The sequence below is a fragment of the Kribbella sp. NPDC055071 genome, assembly GCF_053608045.1.
Genome location: NZ_JBSGUS010000027.1, coordinates 27445 through 51831, shown reverse-complemented (window position 1 = coordinate 51831; position 24387 = coordinate 27445). Strand labels below are relative to the sequence as shown.

The 24387-nt window shown below is 68.0% G+C and carries 24 protein-coding genes; 20 read left to right on the top strand and 4 right to left on the bottom strand.

Annotated elements, in window-relative coordinates; all coding sequences use genetic code 11:
• The first annotated feature begins 49 nt into the window (after positions 1-49).
• From ACWF4Z_RS33155 to proB, 8 genes are all read left to right on the top strand, one after another.
• Entirely contained in the window at positions 50-550 is a 501-nt protein-coding gene (locus ACWF4Z_RS33155) for an anthrone oxygenase family protein (RefSeq protein WP_452247136.1), read from the top strand.
• 7 nt (positions 551-557) lie between these two features.
• Positions 558-1211 carry a hypothetical protein gene (locus ACWF4Z_RS33150; protein WP_452247135.1) on the top strand — a complete coding sequence of 218 codons (654 nt, stop codon included), beginning with the start codon at positions 558-560 and terminating at the stop codon, positions 1209-1211.
• Between the two features lie 12 nt (positions 1212-1223).
• Complete coding sequence (locus ACWF4Z_RS33145) at positions 1224-2051, top strand: TIGR03936 family radical SAM-associated protein (protein ID WP_452247134.1); 828 nt, start codon at positions 1224-1226, stop codon at positions 2049-2051.
• Between the two features lie 144 nt (positions 2052-2195).
• Entirely contained in the window at positions 2196-5597 is a 3402-nt protein-coding gene (locus tag ACWF4Z_RS33140; RefSeq protein WP_452247133.1) for an Rne/Rng family ribonuclease, read from the top strand.
• 155 nt (positions 5598-5752) lie between these two features.
• Positions 5753-6070, top strand: a complete 318-nt coding sequence (rplU, locus tag ACWF4Z_RS33135) for a 50S ribosomal protein L21 (protein WP_452247163.1) — start codon at positions 5753-5755, stop codon at positions 6068-6070.
• Positions 6071-6082: 12 nt separating this feature from the next.
• Entirely contained in the window at positions 6083-6343 is a 261-nt protein-coding gene (gene rpmA / locus ACWF4Z_RS33130) for a 50S ribosomal protein L27 (RefSeq protein ID WP_363689159.1), read from the top strand.
• A gap of 375 nt (positions 6344-6718) precedes the next feature.
• Entirely contained in the window at positions 6719-8302 is a 1584-nt protein-coding gene (obgE, locus tag ACWF4Z_RS33125) for a GTPase ObgE (protein ID WP_452247132.1), read from the top strand.
• A gap of 5 nt (positions 8303-8307) precedes the next feature.
• Positions 8308-9435, top strand: a complete 1128-nt coding sequence (gene proB, locus ACWF4Z_RS33120; protein WP_452247131.1) for a glutamate 5-kinase — start codon at positions 8308-8310, stop codon at positions 9433-9435.
• Positions 9436-9459: 24 nt separating this feature from the next.
• Here the strand turns inward: proB and ACWF4Z_RS33115 are convergent, their stop codons facing one another.
• Positions 9460-10488 (bottom strand): LacI family DNA-binding transcriptional regulator, encoded by a 1029-nt coding sequence (locus ACWF4Z_RS33115; protein ID WP_452247130.1) that lies wholly within the window; start codon positions 10486-10488, stop codon positions 9460-9462.
• 277 nt (positions 10489-10765) lie between these two features.
• On the opposite strand from ACWF4Z_RS33115, the gene ACWF4Z_RS33110 reads away from it, so the two are divergent.
• From ACWF4Z_RS33110 to ACWF4Z_RS33075, 8 genes are all read left to right on the top strand, one after another.
• Positions 10766-11638 (top strand): ABC transporter permease, encoded by an 873-nt coding sequence (locus ACWF4Z_RS33110; RefSeq protein WP_452247129.1) that lies wholly within the window; start codon positions 10766-10768, stop codon positions 11636-11638.
• A complete protein-coding gene (locus ACWF4Z_RS33105; protein WP_452247128.1) occupies positions 11635-12591 on the top strand; it encodes a carbohydrate ABC transporter permease in 957 nt (318 codons plus the stop codon). Before ACWF4Z_RS33110 ends, ACWF4Z_RS33105 begins: the two co-directional genes overlap by 4 nt.
• 35 nt (positions 12592-12626) lie before the next feature.
• Positions 12627-14267: an extracellular solute-binding protein gene (locus tag ACWF4Z_RS33100; RefSeq protein WP_452247127.1), complete on the top strand. Its 1641-nt coding sequence runs from the start codon at positions 12627-12629 to the stop codon at positions 14265-14267.
• Positions 14267-16054 carry a DUF2264 domain-containing protein gene (locus ACWF4Z_RS33095; protein ID WP_452247126.1) on the top strand — a complete coding sequence of 596 codons (1788 nt, stop codon included), beginning with the start codon at positions 14267-14269 and terminating at the stop codon, positions 16052-16054. The genes ACWF4Z_RS33100 and ACWF4Z_RS33095 overlap by 1 nt, the downstream gene beginning before the upstream one ends.
• 14 nt (positions 16055-16068) lie before the next feature.
• Complete coding sequence (locus ACWF4Z_RS33090; RefSeq protein ID WP_452247125.1) at positions 16069-17472, top strand: hypothetical protein; 1404 nt, start codon at positions 16069-16071, stop codon at positions 17470-17472.
• Between the two features lie 62 nt (positions 17473-17534).
• Complete coding sequence (locus ACWF4Z_RS33085) at positions 17535-18203, top strand: hypothetical protein (protein ID WP_452247124.1); 669 nt, start codon at positions 17535-17537, stop codon at positions 18201-18203.
• 143 nt (positions 18204-18346) lie between these two features.
• Positions 18347-18880, top strand: a complete 534-nt coding sequence (locus ACWF4Z_RS33080) for an HXXEE domain-containing protein (protein WP_452247123.1) — start codon at positions 18347-18349, stop codon at positions 18878-18880.
• Positions 18877-20121 carry a glutamate-5-semialdehyde dehydrogenase gene (locus ACWF4Z_RS33075; RefSeq protein WP_452247122.1) on the top strand — a complete coding sequence of 415 codons (1245 nt, stop codon included), beginning with the start codon at positions 18877-18879 and terminating at the stop codon, positions 20119-20121. Before ACWF4Z_RS33080 ends, ACWF4Z_RS33075 begins: the two co-directional genes overlap by 4 nt.
• Here ACWF4Z_RS33075 and ACWF4Z_RS33070 read toward each other — a convergent pair.
• Positions 20093-20725: a 4'-phosphopantetheinyl transferase family protein gene (locus tag ACWF4Z_RS33070; protein ID WP_452247121.1), complete on the bottom strand. Its 633-nt coding sequence runs from the start codon at positions 20723-20725 to the stop codon at positions 20093-20095. The genes ACWF4Z_RS33075 and ACWF4Z_RS33070 overlap by 29 nt on opposite strands.
• Positions 20722-21591 (bottom strand): winged helix-turn-helix transcriptional regulator, encoded by an 870-nt coding sequence (locus ACWF4Z_RS33065; RefSeq protein WP_452247120.1) that lies wholly within the window; start codon positions 21589-21591, stop codon positions 20722-20724. Before ACWF4Z_RS33065 ends, ACWF4Z_RS33070 begins: the two co-directional genes overlap by 4 nt.
• Before the next feature lie 80 nt (positions 21592-21671).
• Between ACWF4Z_RS33065 and ACWF4Z_RS33060 the strand changes: the two genes are divergently transcribed.
• Entirely contained in the window at positions 21672-22865 is a 1194-nt protein-coding gene (locus tag ACWF4Z_RS33060) for an MFS transporter (RefSeq protein ID WP_452247119.1), read from the top strand.
• Here ACWF4Z_RS33060 and ACWF4Z_RS33055 read toward each other — a convergent pair.
• Entirely contained in the window at positions 22798-23247 is a 450-nt protein-coding gene (locus ACWF4Z_RS33055) for an Lrp/AsnC family transcriptional regulator (protein WP_452247118.1), read from the bottom strand. The genes ACWF4Z_RS33060 and ACWF4Z_RS33055 overlap by 68 nt on opposite strands.
• A 144-nt stretch (positions 23248-23391) precedes the next feature.
• Between ACWF4Z_RS33055 and ACWF4Z_RS33050 the strand changes: the two genes are divergently transcribed.
• The 3 genes from ACWF4Z_RS33050 (at position 23392) to nadD (ending at position 24385) form a co-directional block, all read left to right on the top strand.
• On the top strand, positions 23392-23520 hold the full coding sequence (locus ACWF4Z_RS33050; protein WP_452247117.1) for a hypothetical protein: 129 nt from the start codon (positions 23392-23394) through the stop codon (positions 23518-23520).
• Positions 23521-23610: 90 nt separating this feature from the next.
• Entirely contained in the window at positions 23611-23757 is a 147-nt protein-coding gene (locus tag ACWF4Z_RS33045; RefSeq protein ID WP_452247116.1) for a hypothetical protein, read from the top strand.
• Between the two features lie 52 nt (positions 23758-23809).
• Positions 23810-24385 (top strand): nicotinate-nucleotide adenylyltransferase, encoded by a 576-nt coding sequence (gene nadD / locus ACWF4Z_RS33040; protein ID WP_452247162.1) that lies wholly within the window; start codon positions 23810-23812, stop codon positions 24383-24385.
• Positions 24386-24387 lie beyond the last annotated feature (2 nt).

Here is a 24387-nt window from a genome sequence, read left to right as displayed (position 1 = left end):
AACTTTTCCAGTGCGGGGCGACAACGTCCCGCCGTACTGGAGGAGTGAAATGAACGGACTGCGAGTGGCGTCGTTGCTGGCGGCCACCATGACGACCGGGCTGGTGGCCGGCGTGTACGGGATCTACGCGAACGCGTTCATGCCCGGTCTCGCGAAGACCGACGACAAGACGTTCGTCGCCGCGTTCACGGCGGTCGACCGGGCCATCGTCAACCCGCTGTTCCTCGGGCTCGGGTTCATCGGGGCGCTGCTGCTCACTGCGCTGGCCGGCCTGCTCAGCCTGAAGGAGAAGGCACTGCCGTGGATCGCGGTCGCCTTCGTCCTCTACCTGGTCACGATCATCCTGACGATCGCCGTGAACGTCCCGCTGAACGACGCGCTCAAGGCGGCCGGCGACCCGAACACGATCGACGTCGCCGCCGCGCGGGCCGCGTTCGACGAGTCCAAGTGGGTCGCCTTCAACCTGGTCCGCACTTTCCTGGCGCTGATCTCGTTCGGATTCCTCGGCTGGGCGCTCTACCTGACCGGCAGATCCGCGGCCCAGCCGTGAGCTGATCATGACCGCACAGGACGCGAGCGGGGCCGAGGATTACCGGATGCTGCTGACAGTCATCGCCGGTATCTCCCTCGGCGTCGCCGCGACCGCTCTCCCTGCTCTGATCGAGGGCCCGTTCCTCGAGTGGACGTACGCCGCGAAGGTCGTGATGTGGTTCACCGGCGTAGCGGCCGGCGTGCTCGAGTATCTGGCGGTCTCGTTCGGCGCCAGGCTCTACCTGACCCGGGTCGAGGTCTTCGCGACCACGAGCCTGGCCCTGGTCTTCCTCGCCCAGGCCGGCCTGTTCATCGTGTTGTCCCTCGACCGCGACGACCTCCTGGCCACCCGCTGGTTCGTTCTCTTCGCCTGTTTCAGCCTGATCGCCGCGCTGGAGGCGAATCACGGTCGCCGAACCATCCTCCGGTACGCCGGCAACCGCTTCCCGTCGGCCGTGGTTGCGCTGTACGTCCGCTCCCTGCGACAGATCGTGATCCTGCTCCTGGCATCGACGGCCGGCGCGCTCGGGTTCGCCGTACTCGGTCACTGGACGCCTGACGTGCTGACCTTCGGGTACGCGCTCGCGGCCCTCGCCGTTGTGCTCTACGCCAACCTCCAGCAGGAACGCACCCGGAATGCCCTCGCTGCGCACGGAGTCATCCCCGGGCGCGTCTCCTGACACAATGCAGGCGTGCCACCAGTTCAAGCCCCGCCGTCGCAGCAGCTCCCCGCGGTCCAGAAACTGCGGATCCGGTTCGCCAAGCGCGGGCGGCTGCGATTCACCTCACACCGCGACTTCCAGCGGGCGTTCGAGCGCGCCGTCCGCCGCGCCGAGCTGCCGGTGGCGTTCTCGCACGGTTTCAGCCCGCACCCCAAGATCTCGTACGCCGGTGCCGCGCCGACCGGAGCCGCGTCCGAGGCGGAGTATCTGGAGATCTCGCTCACACACGAGCGGGACCCTGAGCAGGTCCGGGCCGCCCTGGACGAGGCGCTCCCGCCCGGTCTCGACGTACTCGAAGTGGTGGTGGCAGGTCCCGGGGCGCTGGCCGACCGGCTGGAGGCCAGCGAGTGGCTGATCGCGTTACCCGGCGTGGATGAGGCCACGGCCGCGGCTGCGGTGGAGGGGTTCCTGGGCCGGGAGGAAATTCTGGTCGAGCGCATGACCAAACGGGGACTTCGCTCGTTCGACTGTCGGGACGCCGTTCTGCGACTCACCGTCGCGTCCGAACCGGCGTCGGTTGCGGTGTGTGCGATACTGCAAGTGGTGTTACGGCACGGAACCCCGGCCGTGAGACCCGACGACGTTCTCGCCGGCTTGCTGGCGGTTGCGGCGCTCCCGGTGACGGGCCCGGCTCTTTTGACCAGGCTCGCCCAGGGCCCGCTCACCGCGGCGACCGGCACGGTGGACGACCCGCTCGCTCGTGACCGCGACGCCACCCAGGCGACCGCGACCGGCCAGGTAGGTCCCCACCAGACGCATTCAGCGGAGGGCGACGCCGCCGCTCCCTCTGTGCCCTGAGCGCGGGCGGAGCGGATCCAGCAGGCTTCCGCCGCGACGGCTCTGAGTCGGAGTGGCGAACCGTGACCGCCTTCGCAGTGGCTGCGCCGGACCCGTGACAGGGGTCGCAGGATGCGCCGGAAGGCTTGAGGAGACCCGCACCACATGCTCGACAACGAGCCGAACAACGAGCCGAACGGCGGCCCGGCAGACGCCGGGACCAGCCGGTCGGCCACTCGCAGGACCGCCAAGAAGGCGCCTGCCGCGAAGAAGACCACCACGACGCGCAAGCGCACGGTGAAGAAGACCGCCGAGGCGGTCCCGACCCAGGACGACGGCCAGTCGGCCGATCCGCTCCCGGCGCAGGCCAAGAAGGCCGCCGTGAAGAAGGCGGCCGCCAAGAAGACCACGGTCAAGAAGGCGGCTGCGGCCCCGACCGCCCAGACGGCCCAGACAGGTGCTCAGACCGCGAAGAAGACCGCGAAGCGCACGGCGAAGAAGGCAGCTGGTCAGGACACGTTCCCGGAGCTGACCGAGGCCACGACCCCGGCCGATGGCGGCCCGGTCGTCGAGAGCGCGCCGGTCGCGAAGAAGACCACCCGCAAGCGCGCCGCGAAGAAGTCGACCACCGGCCTCGTCGCCACCGATTCCCCAGTCACCGACGGTCCCGTAGCCGAAGCCGAAGTCGCCTCCGGCTCGAACGCGACCGGCCCCGCCACGGAGTCCGGCGCGCCGGCGTCCAAGCGCTCGTCGCGGCGACGTGGCACCAAGACCGCTGCCCCCGTCCCGGACGAGGCGCCCAGCGCGATCTTCCCGACCGCCGGCGTGCCGACCGATGCAGCGCCGGCCGAAGAGGGCCTCGCGGAGACCCCGGCCGAGGAGTCGGGCACCCGTCGTACCCGTCGCCGCGCCCCGGCCGCTGCCGCGGTGCTGTTCCAGGCGCCCACCGACGTACCGGCTCAGGCTCCCGCGCAGGCCGCGGCGACCAGCCCGGTCGAAGCCACCGCACCGACCCAGCCGAGCGCGGAGCCGGCTGCCGACGAGCAGCCGTCGACGACCCGCCGTCGCCGGAGCCGTCGTGGTCGCGACGCCGAGGCCCGCGAGGTCGAGACCCGCGACACCGACGCCCCCGAGGTTGAGGACGAGTCGCAGTCCGCTCCGGAGACCAGTTCGCGCTCCCGTGGCCGGTCCGGTCCGAAGACCGTCCAGCCGGTCGAGGTCGCGGACGAGGACGACACCGACGAGCACGACGACGAGCAGGACGAGCAGTCGGGGGCCCACTCCGACGACGGCGAGGAAGGTGGCGAGGGGACTCGCCGTCGCCGTCGCCGCCGCGGTGGCCGTCGCCGTCGTAAGGCGGGCGACACCGACGCCGACGACAGCTCCGACGAGCAGTCCGAGGACGACGAGCAGGACGACGCGGACAACGGTTCCGAGAGCGACTCCGCGGGCGACGCCGACGCGGACGCGAGCTCGGCCGACGACTCCGAGGACGACGGCGAGGGCGGCAGTTCGTCCCGGCGTCGCCGGCGTCGCCGCCGCCGCAAGGGCGAGGACAGCGCCAGCTCACCCGACGACCCGGACGAGACCGTCGTACGGGTGCGTGAGCCGCGCAGCAAGACCGTCAACAACGAGATCACCGCGGTCGAGGGCTCGACCCGCCTCGAGGCGAAGAAGCAGCGCCGCCGCGAGGGTCGCGCCGCCGGTCGCCGCCGCGCGCCGATCGTCACCGAGGCCGAGTTCCTGGCCCGGCGCGAGTCGGTCGAGCGGACGATGGTGATCCGGTCCCGCGAGGACGTCACCCAGATCGCGGTCTCCGAGGACAACGTTCTGGTCGAGCACTACGTGACGACCGCGGAGCAGAGCTCGCTGATCGGCAACGTGTACCTCGGTCGCGTGCAGAACGTGCTGCCCAGCATGGAGGCCGCGTTCATCGATATCGGCAAGGGCCGCAACGCGGTTCTGTACGCCGGTGAGGTCGACTGGGGCACCCTGGGTGGTTCCAACGGCCCGCGCAAGATCGAGCAGGTGCTGAAGTCCGGTCAGGCCGTCCTGGTCCAGGTGACCAAGGACCCGATCGGTCACAAGGGCGCGCGTCTCACCAACCAGATCAGCCTGCCCGGCCGGTACGTCGTGTACGTCCCGCGCGGAGGCAACGGCGGTATCAGCCGCAAGCTCCCCGACACCGAGCGGAACCGGCTGAAGGGCATCCTCAAGGACATCGTCCCGGACGAGGCGGGCGTGATCGTCCGGACCGCGGCCGAGGGCGCGACCGAGGACGAGCTGACCGCGGACGTCAGCCGCCTGCAGGGGTACTGGGAAGAGATCGACAAGCTGTCGAAGTCGGGCCAGGCGCCGCAGCTCCTGCACGGCGAGCCGGATCTGCTGATCCGCGTGGTCCGCGACCTGTTCACCGAGGACTTCACCAAGCTGGTCATCTCCGGCAGCGCCGCGTACGACCAGGTCAAGGAGTACGTCTCCTCGGTCGCACCGCACCTGGCCGACCGGGTCGAGAAGTGGACGAGTGATGGTGACGTCTTCTCGAGCTACCGGATCGACGAGCAGATCAAGAAGGCGCTGGACCGCAAGGTCTGGCTGCCGTCGGGTGGTTCGCTGATCATCGACCGGACCGAGGCGATGACCGTCGTCGACGTCAACACCGGCAAGTTCACCGGCTCCGGGGGCAACCTCGAGGAGACGGTCACCAAGAACAACCTGGAAGCGGCCGAGGAGATCGTCCGGCAGCTCCGGCTCCGCGACATCGGCGGCATCATCGTGATCGACTTCATCGACATGGTCCTGGAGTCGAACCGCGACCTGGTGCTGCGCCGGCTGGTGGAGTGCCTGGGCCGCGACCGGACCAAGCACCAGGTGGCCGAGGTCACCTCGCTCGGCCTGGTCCAGATGACCCGCAAGCGGATCGGCACCGGGCTGCTCGAGGCGTTCAGCGAGAACTGCGACCACTGCGGTGGCCGCGGCCTGATCCTGCACGACGAGCCGAAGGAGTCGCGTCGCCGCGACAGCCGCAACGGCCAGGAGCAGAACGCCTCCAAGCCCGCCGCGCAGGCTGCCCAGTCCGACGAGCCGCGCAAGTCGTCTCGCCGGCGCGGCCGCGGCAAGGGCCGCGCCGACGACGAGCAGACCGAGACCGAAGCGGCCCAGAGCAACGGCCACAACGGCGACGCGGCGCAGCATCTCGCCCAGATCGCCGCCGCGACCGCCAAGAAGGAAGGCTCCGGACCGGCAGAGTCCGGTACGGCGGAGCCGACCGGCTACCCGGTGTCAGCGGAGGCCGAGGCTCAGGTCAGCCCGGAGGCGACGGGTTTCCCGGCGCCGGTCGAGTCGGCCGAGGCGACCACGACGGTCGGAGCTGAGGCTGAGCAGGCTCAGAACGGGTCTACCCGGTCCACGAGCACCAGGCGGCGGCGCAGCAGCCGTGGCCGGGGCAAGTCGGCCGACTCCGAGAGCGCTGGAGACAATGCCGGCGAAGGCTCGGCAGATGGCTCTGGTGGTAGCTCAGATGGCGGGCCTGGAACGGGCGCCGAGCTCGTCTCGAGCAGCCATTGAACCGATTTTAAGTTTGCAGCGCCCCCGTTGTAGACTGAGTGTTCGGCGCGCTTGGTGCGTGCCGCCTGTATGTGTGGGCAGCGTGACAGTGTGAGGATTCCTCCCGGTCCCGCAGCTCGGTAAGTTTTCCGAACCAGCAGAGAGTGAGATCCACGGTGTACGCGATCGTGCGCAGTGGCGGCACCCAGCAGAAGGTCGCCGTCGGCGATGTCATCGAGATCGACAGCCTGACAGACGCGGTGGGCGACACCGTGTCCCTGCCGGCAGTCCTGGTCGTCGATGGCGACACCGTGACGACCGATGCCGCGGCGCTGGCCAAGGTAGCCGTGTCGGCCGAGGTCCTGGGCCGCACCAAGGGCCCGAAGATCACCATCCTCAAGTACAAGAACAAGACCGGTTACCGCAAGCGCCAGGGGCACCGTCAGCACTACACCCAGGTCAAGGTCACCGCGATCGACGCCAAGAAGAAGTGAGCTGATTCAGTCATGGCACACAAAAAGGGAGCAGCGTCGACCCGTAACGGTCGCGACTCCAACGCGCAGCGGCTCGGCGTGAAGCGGTTCGGCGGTCAGCTGGTCAACGCCGGCGAGATCATCGTCCGTCAGCGTGGCACGCACTTCCACCCGGGCGACCTGGTCGGCCGTGGCGGCGACGACACGCTGTTCGCGCTGGCCGAGGGCCGCGTCGAGTTCGGTACCCGGCGCGGACGCCGCGTCGTCAACATCGTCCCGGCCCCGGCGGAGTAACACCGCCACCCGGTACAGAAGCTCTGCAGAAGGGCGGGTCGCGGAATACCGCGCACCCGCCCTTCTGCTGTGTAAGAACAGCTGCTGTTCCACCCCACCCGCAGCCCACATCCGCAGCCCACATCTGCAGTCCACATCCGCAGCACCCTCCCGGCAGCACTCACCCCAAGCAGCACCCTCCCGGCAGCACCCACCCCAAGCACCACCGCTCCACCTCCCGATCCGCCTGCCATTTCATGGGATATCCCACGAGGTTGTCCGTTCTCCCGTCGTATAACGGTAGGAGAAGGGGCCATCTCATGGGATATCCCATGAGATGGCCGGGCGGCGGGTCCACCAGCGAGCAGCGAGTCCGATAGGAAGTAGAGAAGACCGATGGCGATCCCCAGCTTTGTCGACCGGGTCACGGTGCATGTCGCCGCGGGCAGCGGCGGAAACGGCTGCGCCTCGGTGCACCGGGAGAAGTTCAAGCCCCTCGGCGGTCCGGACGGTGGGAACGGCGGCGACGGCGGCAGCGTGATCCTGCGCGTCGACCCCGACGTCACCACACTCGTCGACTACCACCGCTCCAGCCACCGTACGGCGACGAATGGTGCCCAGGGCAAGGGTGATCACCAGGCCGGCAGCAACGGCGGCGACGTCGTACTCGGCGTGCCCGACGGCACGTTGATCAGCACCGAGGACGGCGTCGTACTCGCGGACCTCGTCGGCCCGGGCGCGGAATTCGTTGCTGCCCAAGGCGGCAAGGGTGGTCTCGGCAACGCGGCCCTGGCCAGCAGCGCCCGCAAGGCGCCCGGATTCGCCCTGCTCGGTGAGGACGGCGACGAGCGCACGCTCGTCCTCGAGCTCAAGGTGGTCGCGGACATCGGCCTGGTCGGATTCCCGAGCGCCGGCAAGTCGTCGCTGGTCGCGTCGATCAGCCGGGCTCGCCCGAAGATCGCCGACTACCCGTTCACGACATTGATCCCGAACCTCGGTGTCGTCGTCGCGGGTGAGACCACGTTCACGGTGGCCGACGTACCGGGCCTGATCGAAGGCGCCAGCGAGGGTCGCGGGCTCGGGCACGACTTCCTGCGACACGTGGAGCGCTGCGCCGCGTTGGTGCACGTCATCGACTGTGCGACGTACGAGCCCGGTCGCGACCCGCTCAGCGACCTCGACACGATCGAGGCCGAGCTGGCTGCGCACGGCGGGCTCGAGGACCGGCCGCGACTCGTTGCGCTGAACAAGATCGACGTACCCGATGCCCGTGAGATTGCCGAGATGGTGCAGGCCGAGCTGGAGCAGCGCGGGTTGCGGGTGTTCCCGATCTCGACCGCGTCGCACGAGGGTCTGGAAGCGCTGAAGTTCGCGATGGCGGAGATCGTCGTACGGCGTCGTGCCGACGAGGAGAAGCCTGACACCACGCGGATCGTGATCCGGCCGCAGGTGCACGGCGGACCCGAGTTCAAGGTGAAGAAGCTGCCGGAGAACGGCGGCTGGCTGGTGCAGGGTGACAAGCCCGAGCGCTGGGTCCGGCAGACCGACTTCGCGAACGCCGAAGCCACCGGCTATCTCGCCGACCGGCTGAACCGGCTGGGCGTCGAGAAGGAACTGCTCGAGCTCGGCGCGATGGAGGGCGACGCGGTCGTCATCGGCGACGGGCCGAACGCGATCGTGTTCGACTTCGCGCCCGAGGTCCAGGCCGGCGCGGAGATCCTGGCCCGGCGTGGCGAGGACCACCGGCTGGAGGAAGATCGGCCGGCGGCTCAGCGGCGTAAGCAGAAGGACTTCGAGTACCACGAGCGCCGAGAGGGCGGGCTGGGCACGGACCGGTCCGAGTACAAGCAGGGTTGGGTCGAGGACGAGGTGGACCTGTCCCCGGCCGAGGCGAAACGAGCGGCGGAGAAGGCCGAAAAGCTGGCGCGCAAGGAGGCGCGTGAGCTCGAGGCTCGGCAGGAACTCGACCAGAACGGTTGACCCTCATGACTGTGTTGCCCGAAGCAGGGCGCGCGGAGGTCGTTGAGGCCACGCGAATCGTCGTCAAGGTCGGCTCGTCGTCGCTGACCCAACGCGGCAAGATCGATCTCGAACGGCTCCGGCTGCTCGTCGACGCCATCGCGGCGCGGCGGGTGGAGGGGACCGAGGTCGTGCTCGTCTCCTCCGGCGCGATCGCGGCCGGCCTGGCCCCGATGGGTCTGCGGACGCGACCGCGTGATCTGGCCACCCAGCAAGCCGCCGCGTCGGTTGGTCAGGGTCTGCTGATGGCCCGCTACAGCGACGCGTTCGCGGCCCACGGGCTGCGAGTCGGGCAAGTTTTGTTGACTGTCGACGATGTGACTCGGCGGAGCCACTACCGCAACGCCTTCCGGACGTTCGCACGGTTGCTCGAGCTCGGCGTCGTACCGATCGTCAACGAGAACGACACGGTCGCCACCACCGAGATCCGCTTCGGCGACAACGACCGTCTGGCCGCGCTGACGAGTCACCTCGTCCACGCCGACTTGTTGTTGCTGCTGTCGGACGTCGACGGCCTGTACGACGGGGACCCGCGCAAACCCGGTACGACGATGGTCGCCGAGGTCCGTGGTCCGGCAGACCTCGAGCCCTTGCGGATCGGCCGGACAGGCTCTTCGACTGTGGGTACTGGCGGGATGCAGACGAAGGTCGAAGCAGCCGCAATCGCCACCGAGGCAGGGATTCCGGTCGTTCTCACCTCGGCCGCTCGGGTCGGGGATGCGTTGAAGGGTCTGCCGGTCGGCACGCTCTTCCATCCGACCGGGCGTCGCCAGAAGACCCGCCTGCTCTGGCTGGCCCACGCCACCAACGGGCAAGGCCGGCTGCACCTGGACGAAGGTGCGGTCCGGGCCGTGACAGAACGCCGTACGTCGCTCCTCCCGGCCGGGATCTCGTCCGTCGAGGGGACGTTCTCCGCTGGCGACCCGGTCGACCTGGTCTCACCAGCGGGTGTCGTGATCGCCCGCGGGCTGGTCAACTACGACGCCACCGAACTCCCGGAGCTCCTCGGACGCTCGACCCGAGACCTCGCCCGCGAACTCGGCGCCGCCTACGAACGCGAAGTAGTCCACCGCGACGACCTCGTCCTCCTGTAGGAACCCGCAGGAACTCGCAGCGCTTCAGGACCTCGCCGGCCCGGTGCTGGAGCGGATGACGAGTTGGCCGGGTGAGGTGACGACGGTCCGGGGTTCGTGGCCGTCGAGGAGGTCGAGGAGGGCCTTTGCGCCGGCCGCACCGAACTCGACCACGTCGCGCTCGGTGGCGGTGATCGGTGGGTCGATCAGGTCGTAGTAGATCGAGTTGCCCATAGCAACGATCGAGACGTCGTCGGGGACCCGGAGGCCGGCTTCGCGCAGGGTCCGGACGCCGGCCATCGCCATCACGTCGTTGTCGTACAGGATCGCGGTCGGTCCGGCCCCGGGTCCGCTGATCAGGGACTTGGTCGCGGCCGAGGCCTCGGCGGCGGTGTAATCGGCGTACCGAATGCCGACGTCGACGAGACCGCGGCGCTCGATCTCCGAGTGAAGTGCGCGGGTCCGGACCGAGGTATGCCGGAACTCGCGCCGCCCCGCGACCCGCGCCAGCCGGACGTGCCCGAGACCGGCGAGATGGTCGACGATCTCGATCATCACGATCGCCTCGTCGAACCGGGCGGCCGCGAGCCCTGGCAGCGCCTTGGACAGACCGAACGCCGCCGCCGGCAGGCCGATCTCCTGCAGGCGAGTCGGCCGGGGATCCTTGAGCCGCAGGTCGCTCAGCAGCACGCCGTCGACGCGCCGCTCGCCCCACCACCGGTCGTAGACCTCCAACTCGGTGTCGATGTCGTTGACCATCTGCAGGACCAAGGCGACACCACGCGCGGCCATCACCTCCTCGACGCCGACGATGATCTCGCGGAAGTACGGCTCGAAGCTGAGCAGTTGTGGCGGCCTGGCCAGGACGAAGCCGACCGCATTGGCCCGGGCGTTCGACAAGGCGCGGGCGGCGCTGCTCGGGCGCCAGCCCATCGACTGGGCGATCGCCAGAATGCGCTCGCGGTTCTGCTCCGAGACACCGGGGCGGCCGTTCAGAGCGAACGACACGACGCCCTTGGACACCCCGGCGGCGCGCGCCACATCGCTGATCGTCACCCGGCCCACGTCACCCACCCCCTCGTCTCCGTCTGGCTCACTTTAACAGCTAAACCGGTATTGTCAGCTGCAGCAAAACCGGTATAGCTTGTGATTTCGACACCGGTGCCGCTGGGGCGCCGTACCGGATGCGAGGCCGATATCCGCCATGGCGATCACGGGAACCCGCACGACCCACCAGGGCACGTCAGCTGTCGCGCCCGCAGGCAGCCGCCCCGGTGGGCCCGACTCCGGCCGCGGTGCAGCTCGCCCCGCCCGTGGCCGGGGTCGGCGCCGCATCGGCCGGGACAGGTGGTTGCTCGCACTCGGATTCCCGGGGGCGCTGGCGCTCGTGCTCTTCCAGTACCTGCCGATCCTGGGCAACGTGATCGCGTTCCAGGACTACCAGCCCTACCTGGGGATCGTGGAGTCGCCGTGGGTCGGGCTCACGAACTTCTCGTTCCTCTGGGACGGCAACGCGCAGTTCCTGAATGCGCTCGCGAACACGCTGATCCTGACCGTGATCCAGACGGTCTTCGTGTTCCCGATCCCGCTCGTGCTGGCCCTGCTGCTGAACAGTCTGGCGGGGGAGCGACTGAAGCGGCTGATGCAGTCGGTGCTGTACCTGCCGCACTTCTTCTCGTGGGTGATCGTGGTCGCGCTGTTCCAGCAGATGCTGGGGAACGCGGGCATGCTGAACACGTTCCTGATCCAGCACGACCTGCCACAGTTCCACATCATCGGTGTGCCCGAGCTGTTCAAGCTTCTCCTGACCACGCAGGCGATCTGGAAGGACACCGGCTGGGGGACGATCATCTTCCTGGCCGCGATCTCGCAGGTCGACCAGGAGCAGTACGAGGCGGCCGCGGTCGACGGCGCCGGAGCATGGAAGCGGATGCTGCACATCACGTTGCCGTCATTGAAGGGCTTGTTCATCCTGCTGCTGATCCTGCGGCTGGGGAACAGCCTGTCGGTCGGGTTCGAGCAGATCATCCTGCAGCAGGGCCCGGTCGGGCTGCCGGCCAGTGAGGTCCTCGACACCTGGGTCTACAACAACGGCGTGGTCGCAGGGAACTGGGGTATGTCCGCCGCCGCCGGGCTGGTGAAAAGCGTCGTCGGGGTCGGGCTGGTGATCGGTGCGAACAAGCTGGCCCATGTGTTCGGCGAGCGAGGGGTGTACGAGAAATGACCACCCTCGAACAGCAGACGACCGGTCCGGGCAGCCACGACGCCGGCGGCTCGGCCGGCCGTCGTACCGGCAAGCGTCCGGTCTGGATGGAGACGCCAGGTCCACTCGTGCAGGCCGGCAAGTTCGTCGCGCTCGCGGTCTCCGTCGTCCTGGTCATCCTGCCGTTCTGGACCGTACTGGCCACGTCGTTGGCCGATCAGCGAACGATCGACGGATCCGGTGGCGGCATGGTGTTATGGCCGACCGGATTCTCGGTCAGGGCCTACATTTCGGTCTTGTCCGGTGGGGTGGTCACGCGGGCCATGATCATCTCGATCCTGATCACCGTGGTCGGCACATTGTTGTCGTTGGCAACCACTGCCGGGTTGGCGTACTGGCTGTCGCGGCCGGGTGCCGCCGGGGCGAAGCCGATGTTGTTGCTCGTACTCGGCGCGGTCCTGTTCACGCCGGGCCTGATCCCGTCGTACCTGGTGGTCAAGGAGTTCCAGCTGCTCGACTCGTACGGGTCGCTGATCCTGCCGGTGATGGTGAACGCGTTCAACGTGATCGTGATGCGTGCGTTCTTCCAGGACCTGCCATCGGAGTTGTTCGAGTCCGCGGCCATCGACGGCGCGTCGTCGGCGACCGTCCTGTTCCGCATCGTCCTGCCGCTGTCCAAGGCGGTGCTCGCCGTCATCGGGTTGTTCTACGCGGTCGCGTACTGGAACGCGTTCTTCAACGCGCTGCTCTACATCCAGACCACGGACAAGTGGCCGATGGCGCTCGTCCTGCGCACGTTCGTCGTCAACCAAACCGCGATCGGCGCCGACCAGGCCGGGTCGCAGGCTCCGCTGCCGCAACTACCGATGCAGATGGCGATCCTCGTGATCGCGATCCTGCCCATCCTGCTCGTCTATCCCTTCCTCCAACGGCACTTCGCCAAGGGCGTCATGATCGGCGCGGTCAAGGGCTGATCCGATCACCCACTGCTATCCAAAGGAGAGCATCAATGACAGGTGTCCCTGTCAGCCGTCGTACCCTCTTGGCCGGCGCAGCCGGCACGGCCGCACTGATCGGCACCGGCACGCTGAGCGCCTGCGGTGGCAACTCCCAGCAGGGCAATACGGCCGATGCCAACGCGAGCGTCAAGCTGCCGACCTACCTCCGGTACGCCGGAGTCAAGCCTGACCTCCCCGGAACAGATGCGGGAGTCGATCCCGGATTCCTGCATTTCCCGGCCACCCGGCCGAAGTCGGTCAGCCAGAAGCCCGGGAACGGCGAGACCGTGACCGGGATGGCGAACATCTTCTACGCCATTCCGCCCGGCCCCGACCGGAACTCGTACTGGTCCGGTCTGAACGACCGCCTCGGCGTCAAGCTCGACCTACAGATGGTGAGCGCGGCCGACTGGGCGACCAAGTTCCCGACCGTCATCGCGGGCAACGACCTGCCGGATCTGCTGCAGCTGCTGATCGTCGCGAACTACCCGGCCCTGCTGGAGAAGCGGTTCACCCGGCTGGACGAGTTCGTCTCCGGCGACGCGATCAAGGAGTATCCGAACCTCGCGAACATCCCGTCGAGCGCGTGGAAGCAGGCGGTGTACAACGGCGGGATCTACGGCATCCCGATTCCCCGCGGGCGGATCGGCAACTACAACTTCATTCGCCTCGATCTGTTCAAGGCGGCCGGGGTCTCGCCCGAGCCGAAGACCTACGAGGAGCTCGTCGAGACGACTAAGGCACTCACCGACCCGAAGAAGCGGCGCTGGGCGTTGGCGCTGCTCGTGCAGGCGCGACAGTTGCTCGGTCGGGTGAACGGCGAGGCGAACGTCTGGAAGGAAGAGGGCGGCAAGTTCACCAACGCCTACGAGACGGACCAGTTCAAGCAGACCGTCAACGATCTGATCGCGATGTGGAAGTCCGGCGTGATCCACCCGGACGCCTTCGATCCGTCCCAGCCGTTCAAGCAGTTGTTCAACGCCGGCACGGTCGCGATGGATGCATGGGGTGGCTATACCGGCTGGACGCAGTACATCCTCGACAACCAGCACAATCCGTCGTTCGAGCTCGGGCTGATGCCGACGTACACGCGGGACGGCTCGGCCCTTGCGCACTGGACGTTCGGCACCGGTTTCTACTCGATGACCGGTCTGAAGAAGCAGGACAGCCCGGACCGGACCAAGATGCTGCTGCGGGTGCTCAATTACCTGGCCGCGCCGTTCGGCACCGACGAGTACCTGTACCGGCTGTACGGGCAGGAAGGTGTTGATCACACCATCAACGCCGACGGCGACCCGGTGCTGACCGGCAAGGGGATCGCGAACACGCCACTGCCGATCAGATACCTCGCTGACGCGCCCGGCGTGCTGTATCAGCCGGGTCGGCCGCAGGATGCGCAGACCCAGCACGCGTGGCAGTCGCGCGAGATTCCGACCTGTATCGACAATCCGGCGATCGGATTGTTCTCCAACACGTACGCGCAGAAGAACACCCCGGTCGAGAAGACGTTCCAGGACGGCCTCAACCAGATCGTCCAAGGCCGGCAGCCGTTCTCGACCCTCGACGGACTGATCAAGGCGTGGCGTACGGGCGCGGGCGACGGGATGCGGAGCGACTACGAAGCTCAGTTGCAGAAGGCCGGCGGGCGCTGATGGGTCTTTCCGATCGGCAGAGCCTGGTGGACCGTGCCGATCTGATGCTGCTCGCGATGCGTCCGTACGCGAGTCCCGGTCACGCTCGCTTCGATCTGCCCGGGCCGCCGTCCGCGTCGGGCCGGGAGAGCGACGGGCTGGAGGCGTACGCGAGATCCCTGCTGGCGATGGGATTCCGGCTCTCCGCTGCGTCGGAGGATCCGCACGATCATGCGGGTTGGTACGCCGCGGGCCTGATCGCCGGGACGGATCCGGACTCGCCCGAGCGCTGGCCGAGTCTCGCCGACCGGCCGCAGGCACGCGTCGAGACGGCCATCCTCGTGATCGGGTTGTTCGAGTCCCGGCGCTGGTTGTGGGACAGCCTTTCGGATCGTGCGCGACACACTGTCATCGACTGGCTGGCGCCGTCCGCGACGGTTTGGTACGCCGACAACAACTGGCGGTGGTTCGCCAACGTCACCCAGGCGTTCCTGCGGTCGGTCGGCGGTCCGTACGACCCGGTGGTGATCGATCGCAACCTGGACTTCCTCGAGACCTGCTACCTCGGCGACGGCTGGTATTCCGATGGGCGGCTGGACAGTCGTGGCGGCAACGTCGATTGGTACGTCGGCTGGGTCATGCACCTGTTCTCGCTCTGGTACTGCCGGATGTCTCCTGGCGTCGATGGGGAGTTGCTCACGCGCTACCAGTCTCGTTTGAGGGACTACGTCGACGACGTGCGGTGGTTGGTCGGGGCGGATGGGGCGCCGCTGTACCAGGGCCGTTCGCTGGTCTATCGGTTCGCCACGGTCGGCGCGATCTGGGCGGACCAGATCTTCGATGTGAACGCGCTCGATCCCGGCGAGTGCCGGCGGATCGGGCTCGGGACGGTCAACCACTTCGTCGATGCGGGCAGCTTCGAGTCCGGCCTGCTGAGGTTGGGTTGGCATCGGCAGTTTTTGCCAATGCGCCAACATTATTCGGGGCCGGGGTCGCCGTACTGGGCATCGCTCGGGCTGGCCGGGCTGGTCCTGGGCGACGACCATCCGTTGTGGACGGCACCCGACGTACCGGATCGGCTCGAGGGGACTCGGGTGATCGCACCGATCGGCTGGGTGGTGTCACGGACGCTGGACGACGGGATCGTGCGGGTCGCGAATCATGGTGTCGACCATTCCGGCGTACGGCCGTCGGAGGAGGACGCGAACTACTGCCGGCTCGCGTACTCGACCGTGACCGCGCCGGCGGTCGCGCACGGTCCGACGGTGGACAACCTGGTAGCCCTGGTGGATCCGTCGGGTCGACGGTCCGAGCGCCGGCCGATCGAGTTGATCGAGACCGGGAAGGCGTCGGCGACCAGTCGTCATCAGGCCACGTTCGTGCGGGCCGACGAAGCGTTCGACTACGGGCCGTGGATCACCTGTACGTCGATTCTCCACAACGCGGTCGAGGTCCGGCTCGTCACGGTCGGACCGAGTGACGAGCCGTATCGCCTGGTCATCTCGGGCTATGCGACCCCGGCCGGTTCGGAGCTCGACACCAGCGTGGTCGGGCTCCACGGCTCGTTTGAGCAGGAGTCGACGGCGCTCTCGCTCAGCAACGCGTTCGGCGAGGAGCTCGGCGTCAACTGGGTCCGGACCGCAGCGCCCGTGACGGCCGGCGAGGTGTATGCGGCCGCGGTGGTCCTGGCCGGCTACCCGGCACCAGTTCCCTCACTCGTTGTCGGGCCGGACGACGTCGTCATCGACTGGCAGGACGGCACGTTCGACACGATCCCCACCCCTCGATCAACCCCTACTCCTCGATGAACTCAGGGATGCCGATGACCAACAACCCCCGCCCGGGCCGACTCAGCCGCCGCGCGGTTCTCGCCGCCGCGGCCGCCACACCGCTTCTGTCCTTGGCCGATCGTGCGCTGGCCGCACCAACTGGCCGCGGTCACCGTGATTGCGACGTACGAACGTTCTACGTCAGCAGCGCTGGGTCCGACAGCGCGACCGGCCTCGGCCAGACAACGCCGTGGAAGTCGCTCACCAAGGTCAACCAGGCGCTCGCCGACGGGACGATCGTCCGCGGTGACGCCGTTCGCTTCCGGGCCGGGGATCAGTTCTTCGGCACGATCAACTCCATCCCTGTGGGTACGGCGACCGATCCGGTGCTGACGTTCGGCGCGTACGGATCGGGCGCGCGACCGCGGATCAGTAACGTGAAGATCTGCAGCTCGACGGCGGGCTGGACGTCGTACGCGCCGAATGTCTGGCGCATCGATCTGAGCGCCGGCTCCGGTGCGTACACCGGAAACACGGCGTCGACGAATACCAACGCGGGGTTCATCAAGGTCAACGGTGTGATCAAGGCGGCGAAGTTCTTCGACCTCTCAGCGCTGTCGGCCGATTGGGACTTCTACAACGACAGCCAGTACCTGTATGTGCGGCTCGGCAGCAACCCGGCCTCGGCCGGGGACGTACGGGTCGCGGTCGACGGCAACCTGGTGACGGCCCAGTCGGCGGTCGCCGTCGACGGTCTCGAGCTCCGTGGATCGGGCGGGCACGGATTCCGTACGCCGGGCCTGCAGAACAACGTCAAACTGTCGAACACGGTCATCGCCGAGATCGGTGGCTCGCAGCTCATCTACACCGGCGGACCGGTGAACACGCGCTATGGCAATGGTGTCGAGATCTGGATCGGCGGCAGCAACATCACGGTCACCGGCTGCACGATCTCCGATGTGTACGACGTCGCCGTCACCTGCCAGGGGACACAGACCGCCACGCAGTTGGGGTGGAGCAACGTGCACGTCACCAACTCCACGGTCACGAACTGCACGCAGTCGTTCGAGATGTGGTGCGCCGGTCCGGGGACGGCGGCTGGGAGTGGCTTCACGGACAGTTCGTTCGCGGGCAACCGCTGTACCGGAGCCGGAAGGGGATGGGGTGCGTTGGTCCGGCCGGACAAGACCGGTAAGAGCACGCATCTGCTCTTCTACGACACGCAGTTGCCGTGTGCGGGGTTGAGCATCACCGGGAACACGTTCACCGACGCGGCGCAGAACTACACGTACTTCGCGCACACTGCTCCGCCGGTGGGGATGGTCGTCGACAACAACCAGATTTCGCTGAAGGCGGGGACGAAGCTCGAGTACCAGCGCGCCGAGACGATCGAGCAATCCGGCGCTTGGACCGCGGCTACTGGGCTGGATCAGCACAGCACATTCACTGTGGTTTGACCGGTGGTACATGTCCGAAGGTCCGATGGTGGCGGTACCGGTCATCCAGCCACGATCGGAGCATGACGACAAACAACACGAACCAAACGAGTGCTCGCCGGTCGCATCGCTTCCTGGGACGTCGTGCCGGCGTCTTCGGAGCGGTGGCGGCCGTTGGGCTGATCGCCGGCGGCACGGCGGCCTGGTCGGCCGTCACACCCGGTCAGTCACCCACCCCGCTCCCGGCAGCTGCGACGGTCTCGCCCACCCCGGACGACCACGGCGGCCTCCGCCCAACCACCAGCCCCTCCACCCACCCGAGCGACGACAAGGGCGGCCTCCGCAAGCACGCCGAGCCCGGCGACGACAAAGGCGGCCTGCGCAAGCACGTGGAGCCCGGCGACGACAAGGGCGGTCTGCGCAAGCACGTGGAGCCCGGGCACGACAAGGGCGGCCTCCGGAAGCAGGTGGAGCCGGCTGATGACAAGGGTGGTCTGCGCAAGCATCTGGAGCCCGGGGACGACAAAGGCGGTCTGCGGAAGCAGGTCGAGCCGGGTGACGACAAGGGCGGATTGCGGAAGCAGGTCGAGCCCGGGGATGACAAAGGCGGTCTGCGGAAGCAGGTGGAGCCGGGGGATGACAACAGCGGTCGCGGCAACCGGGGCGAGTCGGGGGACAGTGGCAGTGGCAAGCGCGGGGATGACAACAGCGGTCGGGGGAAGAGCTCAGACGACGGATCTGGGCATCACTGACCTCAGGTGCAGCTCGACAGGACGTATATCTCCACTACCGCCCCGGTGCGAGCCGGGGAACGCCTGAAACCAACCCGGATGACCGGACACATCCTGTCGACCTGTACATCTTCGGCCCGGGTGACGCCAACTAGGCTGCTGGGGTGAGTGAGAAGCGTGTGGCCGGGGGAGTTGCGTGGGGCTTGTTGGCGGCCTGGATCGTTCACGATCTGGAGGAGCTCGCCACCCTCCCCGCCTTCTCCCGGCGCACAGAGGGTCTGCCGACGCCCGTGGCCAAGGTGCTGCCGATGTCGAGGACCGAGGCGGCGACCGCTATCGGACTCACCGGAGTCGCGATAGCGGCCGCCTCCGCCGCCGGTGCGGCGACCAACGGCCGCAGCAAGTTCTTCCAAGCATCACTGGCCGGCTTCGGCCTGCACGCGGGCACACACATCGCCCAGACAATCGCTCTCCGTCGCTACACGCCCGGACTGATCACCACCCCACTCGTGGTGATTCCGTATGCGATCTGGGCCTGGCGCCGCCTGAAGCAGGATGGCGTACCGATTGCCCCTACCGATCGCCGCCTCAACCTGGCACTCGCCGCGGTAGTCCCGCTGGCTCACGCCATCGCCCGGCTGCCCCGCCTGAGACGACCACGCGCCGCAGCCACCGACCGTTCTACGATGACCCCGTGAGCGAGATCATCGAACTGGCCCGGCGGGCGCGGGAGGCGTCGTACGCGCTGGCAGACGCCTCGCGGGCGACCAAGGACGCCGCACTGCACGCGATGGCGGCGGCGCTGCGCGCGAATACGGACACGATCGTCGCGGCGAATGCGAAGGATGTCGCGGCCGCACGAGAAGCCGGTACGCCGGAATCGACAGTCGACCGGTTGGCCCTCGACCCGAAGCGCGTCGACGCGATGGCCGCCGGCCTCGAGCAGCTGGCCGGACTCACCGACCCGGTCGGCGAGGTCGTCCGCGGCTACACCCTGCCGAACGGACTCGAGTTGCGGCAGGTCCGCGTCCCGTTCGGCGTGATCGGCATCATCTACGAGGCCCGTCCGAACGTGACCGCCGACGCGGCCGGCATCTGCCTCAAGTCGGGTAATGCCGTGCTGCTCCGCGGCTCGTCCTCGGCCGCCGAGTCGAACGACGCGATCATCGCCGTACTGCGGGACGCCGCGGAATCGGCCGGGTTGCCGGCCGACGTCGTCCAGGGTGTTCCGACCACCCGGGCCGCGGTGAAGGAGCTCATGCAGGCGCGCGGGCTGGTCGACGTACTGATTCCGCGCGGTGGCGCCGGACTGATCCAGACCGTGGTCAGCGAGTCGACCGTGCCGGTGATCGAGACCGGCGTCGGCAACTGCCATGTGTACGTCGATGCCGATGCGGATCTCGAGCTCGCGCTGAAGATCCTGCTCAATGCGAAGACCCAGCGCCCGAGTGTCTGCAACGCGGCCGAGTCCCTGCTCGTGCACTCGTCGGTCGCCAACGACTTCCTCGAGCTGGCGCTGCCCGCATTGACCGACGCCGGCGTGACGGTCCACGGCGATCCGACTGTCGTTGCTGCTGGCAAGGATGTGGTCGCGGCGACGGAGCAGGACTTCGGCGCGGAGTACAACTCGCTGGATCTCTCGGCGGCGGTGGTCGACTCGCTCGAGGACGCCGTACAGCACATTCGGCGCTACAGCTCGGGTCACACCGAGGCGATCATCACCCGGTCGCAGGCGGCCGCGCGTCGGTTCGTGCAGGCGGTGGATTCGGCTGCCGTCGTTGTCAACGCCAGTACGCGATTCACCGACGGCGGCGAGTTCGGCTTCGGTGCGGAGATCGGGATCTCGACGCAGAAGCTCCATGCACGCGGGCCGATGGGCCTGCCGGAGATGACGTCGACGAAGTACGTCGTCACCGGTGACGGTCAGATTCGAAGCTGAACGTCTGTACGACGGGCGGCCCCGCCGACATCACCGCGAGCGCCGCCCGGTAGTCCGGGTCCGTGGCCAACTCGATCGCCTGGTGGGGATCGACGGTCCGAAGATCGGTCCTCAGGCCCTTGCCGGTTGCCTTGACGACGGCCTCCTTGCGGGTCCAGTACGTCGTGAATGCCCTTATTTTATTGAGTCCGTCGTACCGGCTCAGGTCCTGCACCTCGTTGGGGGCCAGCACCACTCGGGCCAGTGCGGCGACGTCCAGGGCCGGGTCGATCTTCTCCACATCGATCCCGACGGGTACGTCGGCGAGCGCGACGCCAACCAGGTCACCGGAGTGCGTGATCGACAACTCGACCCCGTCGGTCGACACCTTGCCGTGCGGTTTGCCACAGTCCGGACAGGTCCGATCCAGCCGGACAGTTGCCGGACGCAACGAGAAGCGGGCCGCGAGCAACCGTCGTACCATCGTCACCCCGAGCAGGAACCTCGCCTTGTCGGCGTCGCGGACATAGGCGGCCAACCGCCCTCGCTCGAGGTCGTCGAGGTCACCGACGAACTCGTCCCGGGCCTGGTCGATCCGGGCCCACCACACCTCGACCTGGGTCATGCCGTCGCTGTCGCGAAGGCCCAGTCCACCGCATCCGCGATATCTGTCACCGGATACCGGGTCGCCCGCACGACGCGATCGTTGCCGACGACAAGCACTACCCGCTTCAGTCGCTCGTATCCACCCGCCCGGAACGACGGCAGCCGCAGCGCCGCCGCGAGCTCCAGATCCTCGTCGGACAGCAGCAGGTGCGGGATCTCCTCGGCCTTGGCAAAGGCCAACTGCTCGTCGCTGCGTTGCGTACTGACGCCGCGGATGGCGACTCCGTTGGCGGTGAACTCGTCGTACCTCGCGGCGAACAGGCGGTTCTCCAGCGTGCACCCGGCCGTTCCGGCGATGTCGTCCCAGCCTTCCGGTAGCGGGGTCGGGCGGCCCGTGGCCGGGTAGGCGAACAGGACGGTCGCCCGCGATTCGGGGTCGATGACGTCGAGCGTCGTCCCGTCGTGCGCCGGCAGCGTGATGGGTGGGACCCGGTGGCCGGCCAACTCGTGGATGCGGTGCGCGGGCGGCTCGTCGGCGGCGTTCGTCCCGGTGAGGGAGCCGTCGCCGAGCAACCATCGGTCGCCCCAGTCCTGCAGCGCGACCAGCACGGGCAGGAGTGCGCGGCCGCGCGGAGTCAGGCGGTAGGAGTAGCGGATCGGGCGGTCCTGGTACGCCGTGCGTTCGACGATCTGGCTGTCGAGCAGGCCGAGGAGTCGCTCGGTCAGGACCTTGCGGGAGATCTGCAGCGATTCGGCCAGCTGGTCGAACCGGTCGACGCCGCGAGCCAGGTCGCGAACGATCAGCAGCTCCCAGCCGTCGCCGATGACGCCGAGCGACTGCGCGATCGCACAGTCCGGCTCGGGCGAGAAGGTGCTCCGCCGCACGTCGACTCCCTTTGTCGGTTGCCACAACGCTAACCCGACGATTAAGTTCCTATTAGGAACTCACTCTACCTTGGAGGAGTATGTACTGGCGTCGGATCGCTGAACTGCCCGGCTGGCTCAAGGCGGTCATGGTCGGGCAGGTGGTCAGCTCGGCCGGTGCGCTGGCATGGATCTACCTGACGCTGTACCTGGTCGAGGATCGTGGGATGTCGGCGCAACAGGCCGGTTTCGCGGCTGCGGCGTACGGCGTGGGTCTCCTGGGCGGCAATCTGGGTGGTGGATGGGTCGGCGATCGTTTCGGTCTGCGGTCCGCGGCGATCGCGAGTCAGCAGGCCTGGGTGGTGACGTGTCTGGCGATGCCCGTCGTACCGAACGGCTGGATCGGTGTGGTTGCGGCTCTCGCGGGGTTGTGCGGTGGCGCGAGTCGGCCGAATCTGAGCGCGCTGGTTGCGACCGCGCTGCCGGCTGAGCGTCGGCGAGAGGGCATCGCGCTGTCGCGGACGGCGAGCAATGCGGGGTTCACGATCGGGCCGCCGCTGGGCGGGCTGCTGGCGGCGTACGACTTCTCGCTCGTCTTCGTCGTCGATGCCGTGACCAGTCTGGTCATGGCGATCATCATCTGGCGATGGGTGCCGAGCGTCCGTCGTACGGCGATCGCCGCGCCCGTCGGCGTGTGGAGGAGCGTTCTGGCGGATCGGTCGGTGGTGATGGTGCTGGGCACGATCCTGATCGTTGACACGGCGTATCGGCAGGTGTTCGCGACGATGCCGCTGCTGTTGCGTGCTGCGGGGACGCCGGTTGTTGCGTACGGCGTTCTGATCGGTCTGAGTTCGGTGGTGATCGTGTGCTGTGAGGCGCCGCTCGCCGTACGGCTCCGAGGACATCGGGCCACGCGAGTTGTTGCTGTTGGGTTCGCGCTGGTTGGTGTGGGGCTTGCGGTGCTCGGCGTTTGGCCGGCGCTCGCGGGCGCGACGGTTGCGATCGTCGTGATCACGGCGGGGGAGATGCTCTACAAGCCGACTGCCACCGCGTACGTCGCTGACGCGGCCCCGGACGGCATGGTCGGTCGGTACTCCAGCCTGTACGCGGGCGCGTCGATCAGCGGGATGTTTCTGGCGCCCGCGCTGGGCGGGGCGGCGTACGAGCACGTGCCGGGGCTGCTCTTCCCGGTGGCGGGCGCGTTGGCTCTGGGTGCGGCACTTCTTGTCAGTCGGGCAGCGGGGCCGGTCGTCCTTCCCAGCGAGTCGAGAGCACGACAGTCGTCCGGGTCCTGACCACGCCGTTCACGCGGCGCAGGGAGCCGACCACGGCTTCGAGCTGCGTGACGTCGGCGACGCGGACCTTGACGACCAACTCCTGGTCGCCGGCGACGAACCAGCAGTCTTCGACGGCGGCGATCTCGCGGACCTGCTCGACGATGTCGTCGGTCTCCACGTCGTCGCGCTGGAACAGCCCGATCAGCGCACTCGTGCCCAGCCCGACCTCCGCCGGGGCGACCACCGCACGGTAGCCGAGCAGGATTCCCCGCTCCTCCAGCCGGCGGACGCGTTCCTGGACGCTTGGGCCGGACAGACCGACGACGCGCCCGAGCTCGGCCCAGCTCGAGCGGCCGTTCAGCCGGAGTACGTCGATCAGCTGGCGATCGATCGCGTCCATGTTTCCTCCCGTTGGCCAGAGATTCAAAGGTCGGGAATGTTCCGGACCTTCAATTCGTTTGTGAGAGCGTAACCAAAACCGTACAATAAGAGGTGTCGAGGCCGGTCCGCCTCGATCTCGCCGTACCAACCCAGTGAAGGAAACATGATCACCCCCGACGTTGCCCGTGCCCACATCGACGAGATGCACCGGGTCGCCGCGTTGTCGCGGCGTGCTGCCGCCGTACCGTCCGTTTGGCGCCGGCTGCTGACCCGTCACATCCGCCACAGCTGATCGATCTGTTCGCGACCGGTGCGCATCCTGTGCTGTTGACAGGGCCACCGGTCGCTGTTGTGTCGGTGGTCAGGAGATAGGCTTCGCTTCATGCTTACGCTGCTCGCTGCCTTCGAAGACGCCGGTTCCGAGGCTGCCCACATTTCCCCGTGGTGGTACGGCGGCTTCACGCTCGTCGTCTTCCTGCTGCTGATGGGCGTCACTCTCGTCATGGGCAAGGGCCGGCCGCACAGCTGAGCGGCTGATGACTGGGATGGCTTCTGTCGAGCGGGTCCGGCGCCTGGGCGTGATGGGTGGCACGTTCGACCCGATCCATCACGGTCACCTCGTGGCCGCGAGCGAGGCGCAGTCGTACTTCGATCTGGACGAGGTGATCTTCGTCCCGACCGGTCAGCCCTGGCAGAAGTCGGACCGCAAGGTGTCGGCGGCCGAAGATCGTTACCTGATGACCGTGATCGCCACGGCCTCGAACCCGCGCTTCTCGGTCAGCCGGGTGGACATCGACCGGCCGGGTCCGACGTACACGATCGACACCCTGCGCGACCTGTCCAGGCTGTATCCGGACGCTGAGCTGTTCTTCATCACCGGCGCGGACGCGCTCGCCCAGATACTCACTTGGCGGGACGTGGACGAGATGTTCAAACTGGCACAGTTCGTCGGTTGCACGCGGCCCGGGACCGAGAGTCTCGAGTTGCCCCTGGACAAGCTGCCGATGGACCGGATCACCCTGCTCGAGGTGCCGGCGCTGGCGATCTCGTCCACCGAGTGCCGGGCGCGGGTCGCCAAGGGGAATCCGACCTGGTACCTCGTACCGGACGGCATCGTCCAGTACATCGCGAAACGCGAGCTTTACACCAACCGTTAGGA